General features: G+C 64.2%; 1 protein-coding gene and 1 pseudogene. Both read left to right on the top strand.

Features of this window, described 5'->3' with window-relative positions; genetic code table 11:
* Window positions 1-476, top strand: a pseudogene (locus tag DW49_RS0124285) (IS21 family transposase); the annotation flags it as partial.
* A gap of 20 nt (window positions 477-496) precedes the next feature.
* Window positions 497-1,154 (top strand): IS21-like element ISPsy14 family helper ATPase IstB (istB, locus tag DW49_RS0124280; RefSeq protein ID WP_024421491.1); only part of this gene is annotated, 658 nt, incomplete at its 3' end.

Here is a 1,154-nt window from a genome sequence, read left to right as displayed (position 1 = left end):
TGGTGAAGCACCAACTCGAAGTGCGGCTCACCGCCCAGACCGTCGAGTGCTTCCACGCCAACCAGCGCGTGGCCAGCCACCTGCGCTCGCAGCACAAAGGCCGCCACACCACCCAAACCGAGCACATGCCCAAGAGCCACCGCGAGCACGCCGAATGGACTCCACAGCGGTTGATCCGCTGGGCAGAACAGACCGGGCCTAACACCGCTGGCGTCATCGCCTACATCCTCGAACGCCGAATCCATCCGCAACACGGCTTCCGCGCCTGCCTGGGCATCCTGCGCCTGAGCAAACAGCACGGCGAAGCGCGGCTGGAAGCCGCGTGCCAGCGTGCGCTCGCACTGGGCGCATGCAGCTACAAAAGCCTCGAATCGATCCTGCGCCAAGGGCTGGAAAAGCTACCGCTGTCCCAGCAAAACCTGCCGCTGCTGCCCGACGAGCACATCAACCTGCGCGGCCCTGGCTACTACCACTGACCTGAAAAAGGAGCTTCGAAATGCTACCTAATCCAACGCTCGACAAGCTACAAACCCTGCGCCTGCACGGCATGATCAAGTCGCTGGGCGAGCAACACGCAACGCCCGATATCAATGATGTGAGCTTCGATGAGCGCCTCGGCCTGATGGTCGACCGCGAGGTGACCGAGCGCGAAGACGCCCGCATGATCACTCGCCTCAAAGCTGCGCGGTTGCGCCACAACGCCTGCCTAGAAGACATCGACTACCGCAGCCCACGCGGCCTGGACAAGGCCTTGATCCTACAACTCGGCAGCGGCCAATGGCTGCGCGATGGCCTGAACCTGATCATCGGCGGGCCAACTGGCGTGGGCAAAACCTGGCTCGCCTGCGCGCTGGCTCACAAGGCCTGCCGAGATGGCTACAGCGTCCGTTACCTGCGCCTGCCGCGCCTGATGGAGGAGCTGGGCCTGGCCCACGGCGACGGCCGCTTCGCCAAACTGATGGCCGGCTACGCCAAGACTGACCTGCTGATCCTGGACGACTGGGGCCTGGCACCGTTTACCGCAGCGCAACGCCGCGACATGCTCGAACTGCTGGACGACCGCTACGGCAACCGCTCGACTCTGGTTACCAGCCAAATGCCGGTGGACAAGTGGCATGCGCTGATCGGCGATCCGACCTTGGGCGACGCGATCC

This window comes from Pseudomonas avellanae BPIC 631, assembly GCF_000444135.1.
In the GTDB taxonomy this organism is placed as follows: Bacteria; Pseudomonadota; Gammaproteobacteria; order Pseudomonadales; family Pseudomonadaceae; genus Aquipseudomonas; species Aquipseudomonas avellanae.
This window is presented reverse-complemented; position numbering and strand designations above follow the sequence as displayed.